This window comes from Stenotrophomonas pictorum JCM 9942 (genome assembly GCF_001431585.1).
Lineage (GTDB): Bacteria > Pseudomonadota > Gammaproteobacteria > Xanthomonadales > Xanthomonadaceae > Stenotrophomonas > Stenotrophomonas pictorum.
In genome coordinates this window covers 1-7,403 of the sequence record NZ_LLXS01000059.1, presented here as the reverse complement: position 1 = coordinate 7,403, position 7,403 = coordinate 1, and the positions used below count along the sequence as shown (strand labels likewise).

The window sequence follows — 7,403 nt, the reverse complement described above, 5'->3', positions numbered from 1 at the left end:
CTGCATGCGTGCCGGCAGCGACACAGCCTCATCGTACGGTTGCCACTGGTCGGCATGCAGGCCGTGGATCGGTGCTTCGCTGCCGGCACGCATGCAGCAGCTGCTGGCGTGGCTGCAGGGCGCACCCGATGGCATTCCCCCGCGCTTTGTCGCCGGCTACATGGAACACGTCGACCAGGCCGGCCATGCGCACGGCCCGGATTCACCCGAATACGCCGCCGCACTGCGGGAAGTGGACAACGCCATCGGCCAGCTGGTCGATGACCTGCGCCGCGCGGACCTGCTGGATCGCACCAACCTGATCGTGGTCTCCGACCACGGCATGGCCACGGTCAAGGAAGGCCAGCAGATCGCCACCCAGGACATGGTGCCGCCGGCAGTGGCGATGGTGGTGTCTGTCGGGCAGTCGGTGGGTTTCACACCGCAACCGGGCAAACAGGCCGAGGCCGAAAAATACCTGCTCGGCGAACATCCCCACTACCAGTGCTGGAACAAGGCCCAGCTGCCGGCGCGCTGGCACTACGGCAGCCATCCGCGCGTGCCGCCCATCGTCTGCCAGATGCAGGAAGGCTGGGATGCCCTGACCCGCGAGATGATCGCCAGGCGCGCGCCCGGCGACCGCGGCTCGCACGGCTACGATCCGGCGCTGCCGTCGATGCAGGCGGTATTCGTCGCCCGCGGCCCGTCCTTCGCCCGCGGCAAGCAGCTGGGCACGTTCGACAACGTCGATCTCTATCCGCTGCTGACCCGGCTGATCGGCATTCCGGCCCGGCCCAACGATGGCGATCCCAAGGCGCTGCTGCCGGCGCTGCGCCAGTCCGACTGAGCGCAACTGACACCTTCCGGCGCGCCCAGGACTTCAGGCCGGCGCGCTGGCTGGGTCGCGACGGGATTGACGCGACACCCGCCGGCAGCTTCCAGGCACAAAAAAAGCGGCGCAAGCGCCGCTTTTTCATCCAATGGCGGCTGGATCAGCCGGCCTTGGCAACCGTCTTCTTGGCCACAGCCTTCTTTGCTGGCGCCTTGGCGACAGTCTTCTTGGCGACCGGCGCAGCGGCGCCCACGGCCACCTTGCTCAGCACGTGCTTACGCGCATTGCCGTAGCTGGCGTTGTAGCGCTTGCCTTTGGCGGTCTTGCGGTCACCCTTACCCATGTCGTCAACTCCTCAGTTTGAAATCCAGATTACCCCGTGTTTCCACGGGTTCGGCGAGGCCGCAACAAGCGCCCCCGCGCAATGAGTGCAGAGCCTATCACGCGCCCCTTAATGTGCGCAGCTGGCGTCGTGCACGTGCACGTGGTTGAGGCGCAGATTCATCAGGTGCGCCAAGCCCACCAGCACCCCGCCCAGCGTCATCACCACCGCGTGCGGCACCCTGGAATGGTGCAGCTCCGGATACAGCAGGCCCGCCCAGAGCAGCACCAGCCCCGGCACCAGCAACGCCAGCGCCTGCAGCGCGCGATGCCGGCGGTAGCCCCAGATAAGACTGAACAGGCCCAGCAGGGTCACGAAGCTCACGATCGTCGCTTCCACACCGTCGCTCAACCAGAACGACAGCCCCAGCGCCGGGGCCACGGCCAGCAGCGCCGGCAACAGTGCGCAATGCACCGCGCACAGCAACGAGCCCGTCGCACCGAAGCGATCAAGGAACTGGCGGGCGGCGGGGGGCAGGTGCATGACTTCCAGCAGGGTCGGCGAATCGTTATGGAATAATATAACATAATTGGAAATCCCCGCTGCTCCCTGCGTCTTCGTCCACGTCGCCGCGGGATGAGCACACCCCCTCAGTGATACAAAGTAACAAAAGAGCCCTGTCATGCATCCTCGTCATACCCAGCATCACCTGTTGTTCCTGGCCCTGCTCGCCGCCCTGCCCGGTATAGCCGCCGCGTCCGATCAGGACGCCGGTCCGAGCCATCGGCTGACCGAGCTGTCGGCGGTGAAAGTCACCGCCTCGCCCCTGCAGGGCTCGGCCGAGTCGCTGGCCCGTCCGGTGGCGGTACTGGCCGGCAACGATCTGGATGAACACAAGTCCGGCACGCTCGGCGACACGGTGGCCAAACTCCCGGGGGTGCAGACCAGCTACTTCGGGCCGGGCGTGGGCCGGCCGATCATCCGCGGCCAGGAAGGCCCGCGCGTGGCGGTGGTGGCCAACGGCATCGGCAGCATGGACGCCTCCACGGTCAGCGCCGACCACGCCACCGGCATCGAACCGTTCCTGGCCGACCAGATCGAGGTGTTGAAGGGGCCGGCCACGCTGCTGTTCGGCAGCGGCGCCATTGGCGGCGCGGTCAATGTGGTCGATGGCCGCATCGCCAGCGACCTGCCCGATCGCCCGCTCAGTGGCCGCGCCGAGCTGCGTGGCAACTCGGTCAATGACGAGCGCAGCGGCATGTTCCGGCTCGACGGCGTCAACGGCAATGTGGTGCTGCATGTCGATGGACTGGTGCGCAACAGCGACGACTACCGCATCCCCGGCTATGCGATGGACCCGCAGGTGCTGGATACCGATGACCACGACGCGCACGCCGAACCCGACGCAGACTTGGGTACCCGCGGCCGTCTGCACAACAGCGCGATCCGCACCCGCGCCGGTGGCGTCGGCGCCACCTGGCTGGGGGACTCGGCCTTCCTCGGCGCCTCGCTGGGCACCTACCGCAGCAACTACGGCATTCCCGCCGGCGCGCACGTGCACATCGATGGCGACCACGACCATGACCATGGCGCCGATGTCCATGCCGACGAGCCCGACGACCATGGCGAACACGACGTGCGCATCGACATGGTGCAGAACCGCTTCGAGCTCAAGGGCGGCCTGTACAACCCCACCGCGCTCCTAAAGAGCCTGACCCTGCGCGGCGGCTATACCGACTACGAGCACACCGAGCTGGAAGCCGGCACGCCGTCGACCCGCTTCACCAACAAGGGCTTCGACGCGCGCCTGGAAGCGGTGCAGCAGCCGCTGGCCGGCTGGGACGGCGCATTCGGGCTGCAGGTCGGCCGCAGCGATTTCGGCGCCAGCGGCGCGGAGGCCTTCGTCCCCGGCACCGCCACCGATACCGTCGGGCTGTTCGTGCTGCAGGAAAAGAGCTTCGGCCCGTTCAAGCTGGAACTGGGCGCGCGCCATGACCGCATCCAGCTCGATCCGGACGATGCCCAGCGCGGCCGCAGCTTCGGTGCCAGCAACTTCTCCGCGTCCGGCATCTGGGCCTTGAACGACAGTTTCGACCTGCGCTTTGGCGTGGACGCTTCCGAGCGTGCGCCCAGCAACGAGGAGCTGTACGCGGCCGGCGCGCATATCGCCACCCGTTCGCTGGAGATCGGCAACGCCAACCTGGATACCGAACGCGGCCAGCGCGTCGAGCTGGGGCTGCACGCCCATAACGACCGGATCGACTTCAGTGCCTCGATCTACCAGACCCGCTTCAAGGACTTCATCTACCTGGCCGATACCGGCGTGGTCGAAGACGGCCTGCCGGTGCGCACCTGGACCCAGCACGATGCCACCTTCCTCGGCGCCGAGACCGAGGCCACCTGGCACATGCTCGAAGGCGGCAGCGGTGACTGGGACCTGCGCGTGTTCGGTGATTACGTGAAAGCCGAACTCGATGGCCGTGGCAGCCGCGCCGTCGATATCGCCGTACCGCACGGCGGCCACGCCCACCACTACAGCGTGGAGCTGGCCAACGGCGGCTACCTGCCGCGCATCGCCCCGGCCCGGATCGGCGCAGACCTGCACTGGTCGCGCGATGGCTGGCGCGCCTCGCTCGGCGCGGTGCGCTACAGCCGCCAGAAGGACGTGGCCCTGAACGAAGCCCCCAGCAACGGCTACACGCTGGTGGACGCGCACCTGGCCTACCGCTGGGACCGCAATGGCAGCAACAGCTACGAGCTGTTCCTGGACGGCAGCAACCTCACCGACCGCCAGGCGCGCCCGCACACCTCGCTGCTGCGCGACTACGCACCGCTGCCGGGCCGTGGCGTGGCTTTCGGCATCCGCGCGTACTTCTGAGCCAACCCGCGTTCCGCCCACAGAAAGGGAGCCGCAAGGCTCCCTTTCCTTATCCAGAAGCCGGCCTCCAAAACCCGGGCGGCTGAGCACATAGGCACAGGGTCCGGACTCTCGCACCCCGGCGATCCCCACGGCCCCCAGATCGAGCAATCCCCGCACCGGGTTGCGGGTACGTCATGCCGCACGGCGCTGATCGCGCGGTCCCGGGTGTCGCCACCAACGCCCACCACGTTCTGCCTGTTCACCGCCACGCGCGGCCTCAGCTGACGGGCGATGGCGCCGACCACCGCCGGGCCGGTCGGCAAGCTGTTCGGCCCCGCCATAGGGGCACGCTGTTCCGGCCGATGCTGCCGGCGCACCAGACCGGTAGTTTCTTCGGCCGTGGCCGGACCACGCGGCGCTGCAGTACGGCGGCGACTGCCGCTGGATGGGGTACGCCGGCATACCGTTGGCCGTTGCCGCGGCGCTGGTGAACCAGCCCATCCACACCGTGCGTCTGCCGGCCAGCGCGCCGACCGTGCGTTGAGCCCGCGCGGCGCGGCCTCAGCGCGGCGCCTCCTCCAATCCTGCACTGCCATTGGCCCGTGCCTGCCGCACGATCCAGCGGCGCAGGTCGGCCCGCAGTTTCTCCACCGCCCTGGGCATCAGCGGGCAGTCACCGGGCACCACGCCGGCTATCGGCGCGCTCCGCAGGCGCTGCCCGTCCTGTTTCCAGGCGGCCAGGCGCACGGCGGCCGGTTCCGGCGCCACCTCGCCCGCGCGGGTCTGTGCGGCCAGCTGCGTACCCTGCGTGAACCAAGCGGCCATATCCCACTGCTCGGCCAGCCCGGCGAACACGTACAGCAGGTGATTCTGCCAAGCCAATGCCGCCAGCGCGGTCGAACCGCCGTCCCGCTGCAGTTGTGCGGTCGCCCGTGACTCCTGGATGTCGGCGGAGACCGCCAGCAGCAACTGCCGCCGCTGGCAGGGATCGGTGACTTCGATCACCCGCTGGATCATCTGCGCTTGCCCGGCAGGCTCGGCCGCCCATGCACCGGGCAGCGTCATCGCGCCAATCACACTCACCTTCAGGATAACGCTGCGCATTCGGGCCCCTTGTGCCGCCGTGAGGGTCCAGCGTAACGGTTATCGCCGGGCGCTCTTCCCGAATGCCAACATTGCCGGATCGGCCGATTTTCCCGGCCCGCGCTGAGGTCGGACATTCCGGTCCGCACCTCCCCGCAGGAGCTCACCCCGCGCCGACGCCCGGGCGTGGCCGTTGGCGGTGGCGCGCCGGCCTGAAATGTCACCAACCGCTTCGGCCTGCGGTGTTACGGTGCCCATGACGCCGCCCTTGCGGGGACGGCACCCCGCCCTTCTGGAGGCTTCCCATGGCACTGCATCTGGCAATTTCCGCACTGGCCGCGCTGGCCGCCCCCGCCTCCGGCGCCGCCGACACGCTGTACTCGGGCGGCACCATCCTCACCATCAACGACCGCCAGCCGCAGGTTGAAGCGGTGGTGGTGCGCGACGGACAGATCGCCTTTGTCGGCAGCCGCCGGGCGGCGCTGGATTTCAGCCCCGCCGCTCGCCAGGTCGACCTGCAGGGTCGCACGCTCACCCCCGGTTTCATCGACGGCCACAGCCATGTCTCCGGTACCGGCCTGCAGGCGCTGTCGGCCAACCTGCTGCCCGCCCCCGATGGTGAGGGCAATTCGATCCCGGACCTGCAGCGGATCATGCGCCAGTTCTACACCCAGACCGCCGGTCCGCGCGGCTACAAGGTGCTGATCGGTTTCGGCTATGACGATTCGCAGCTGGCCGAGCGCCGCCATCCCACCCGCGAGGAACTGGATGCCATCACCACCGAGATTCCGGTGATCCTGATGCACCAGTCCGGCCATCTGGGCGCCTACAACAGCAAGGCGCTGGAGGTGGCCGGCATCACCGCCGCCACGCCCGACCCGGAAGGCGGAGTCATCCGCCGCGAACCCGGCTCGCGGGTGCCCAACGGGGTGATGGAGGAAAACGCGCACAATCTCACCCTGGCCAAGCTGATGCCCACCCTGGGCCTGGACGAGGCCATGGCAATGCTCGAAGCCGGGCAGGCGCTGTACATGAAGCACGGCTACACCACCGCCCAGGACGGCAATACCGATGCCGGCACGCTGGCGATGCTGCCGCTGGCCGGCAAAACCGGAAAGCTGAAAATCGACGTGGTCGCATACACCAACATCGATGTCGCGCTGAGCAACCCGGCGATGCAGGGGCCCTATTACAGCCACCAGTACACCGACCACTTCCGCATCGGCGGGGTCAAGATCACCCTGGACGGCTCGCCGCAGGGCAAGACCGCCTGGCTCACCCGCCCCTACTACAAGGTGCCCGAAGGCCAGAAGCCGTCCTACGCCGGCTATCCGATCTTCACCAACGCCCAGGCCGATGACCTGATCAACCGCGCCTGGGAACACGGCTGGCAGGTGCTGGCCCACGCCAACGGCGATGCGGCCATCGACCAGTTCATTCACGCGGTGACGGCGGCCGAGAAGGCCCATCCCGGCAAGAAGCTCATGCCGGTACTGGTCCACGGCCAGACGATGCGCCGCGACCAGGTGCCGCAGATCGCCCGGCTCGGCATCTTCCCGTCGCTGTTTCCGATGCACACCTATTACTGGGGCGACTGGCACCGCGAATCGGTGCTGGGGCCCGAGCGCGCCGAGAACATCTCACCCACCCGCTGGGTGCTGGATGCCGGCATGAAGTTCACCTCCCACCACGACGCACCGGTGGTGTTCCCCGATTCGATGCGGGTGCTCGATGCCACCGTCAACCGCACCACCCGCAGCGGCTATGTGCTTGGCCCGGACCAGCGGGTCACGCCGATGGAAGCGCTCAAGTCGCTCACCATCTGGGCGGCCGAGCAGTACGCCGAGCAGGACAGCAAGGGCTCCATCGAGACCGGCAAGCGCGCCGATCTGGTGGTGCTCTCGGACAACCCGCTGACCATCGCCCCGGCCGAGCTGCACAGCATCAAGGTGCTGCAGACCATCAAGGATGGCGAGGTGGTCTACGACGCCGCCAGCGCCACCGCCAGCCAGAGCGCGTCCTGCGCGGACAACCCGGAATGCTCCCGCCGGCTGGCCGACACCGGCTTCGGCCACCATCACTGAAACCCTGCGCCGGCCGGGCGGAAGCGCCCGGTCAGGCCTGCGAGAGCGGCAGGCATCGGCCCGGGGAAGCAGTGAGCGCCGGCTGGGTCTTTGCCCGATTCCTGCGGCGGAAGCTGCAAGCGCCGGCCGGCCATTGCCCGGTAATCCCCCCGCAAAACCAGCGCAGTGAGAAGTAGAAGTTTTCGAAGGAAAATTTCTACCATGAAGAAGTCCCGATTCACCGACAGCCAGATCATCGAGGCG

At 68.1% G+C, this 7,403-nt stretch carries 7 protein-coding genes; 3 read left to right on the top strand and 4 right to left on the bottom strand.

Annotation, left to right across the window (positions count from 1 at the left end; genetic code table 11):
* Positions 1-4: 4 nt before the first annotated feature.
* Positions 5-826 (top strand): alkaline phosphatase family protein, encoded by an 822-nt coding sequence (locus ARC78_RS15250; protein WP_096144991.1) that lies wholly within the window; start codon positions 5-7, stop codon positions 824-826.
* 145 nt (positions 827-971) lie between these two features.
* Here ARC78_RS15250 and ARC78_RS15245 read toward each other — a convergent pair whose 3' ends face one another.
* Together ARC78_RS15245 and ARC78_RS15240 are read right to left on the bottom strand one after the other, a co-directional pair.
* Positions 972-1,154, bottom strand: coding sequence for a 30S ribosomal protein THX (locus ARC78_RS15245; RefSeq protein WP_054659964.1), 183 nt, complete (start codon positions 1,152-1,154; stop codon positions 972-974).
* Between the two features lie 108 nt (positions 1,155-1,262).
* Positions 1,263-1,676, bottom strand: a complete 414-nt coding sequence (locus ARC78_RS15240) for a MerC domain-containing protein (RefSeq protein ID WP_054659962.1) — start codon at positions 1,674-1,676, stop codon at positions 1,263-1,265.
* A 139-nt stretch (positions 1,677-1,815) separates the two neighbouring features.
* On the opposite strand from ARC78_RS15240, the gene ARC78_RS15235 reads away from it, so the two are divergent.
* Positions 1,816-4,011, top strand: a complete 2,196-nt coding sequence (locus tag ARC78_RS15235; protein ID WP_054659960.1) for a TonB-dependent receptor — start codon at positions 1,816-1,818, stop codon at positions 4,009-4,011.
* A 543-nt stretch (positions 4,012-4,554) separates the two neighbouring features.
* Here ARC78_RS15235 and ARC78_RS15225 read toward each other — a convergent pair.
* Positions 4,555-5,097: a hypothetical protein gene (locus tag ARC78_RS15225; protein ID WP_057506587.1), complete on the bottom strand. Its 543-nt coding sequence runs from the start codon at positions 5,095-5,097 to the stop codon at positions 4,555-4,557.
* Between the two features lie 284 nt (positions 5,098-5,381).
* Here ARC78_RS15225 and ARC78_RS15220 point away from each other — a divergent pair, with 284 nt between their 5' ends.
* Positions 5,382-7,160 carry an amidohydrolase gene (locus tag ARC78_RS15220; RefSeq protein ID WP_057506586.1) on the top strand — a complete coding sequence of 593 codons (1,779 nt, stop codon included), beginning with the start codon at positions 5,382-5,384 and terminating at the stop codon, positions 7,158-7,160.
* Here the strand turns inward: ARC78_RS15220 and ARC78_RS16885 are convergent.
* The coding region (locus tag ARC78_RS16885; protein ID WP_206742681.1) for a hypothetical protein at positions 7,154-7,403 on the bottom strand (250 nt) is incomplete at its 5' end. The two genes, ARC78_RS15220 and ARC78_RS16885, sit on opposite strands and share 7 nt — an antisense overlap.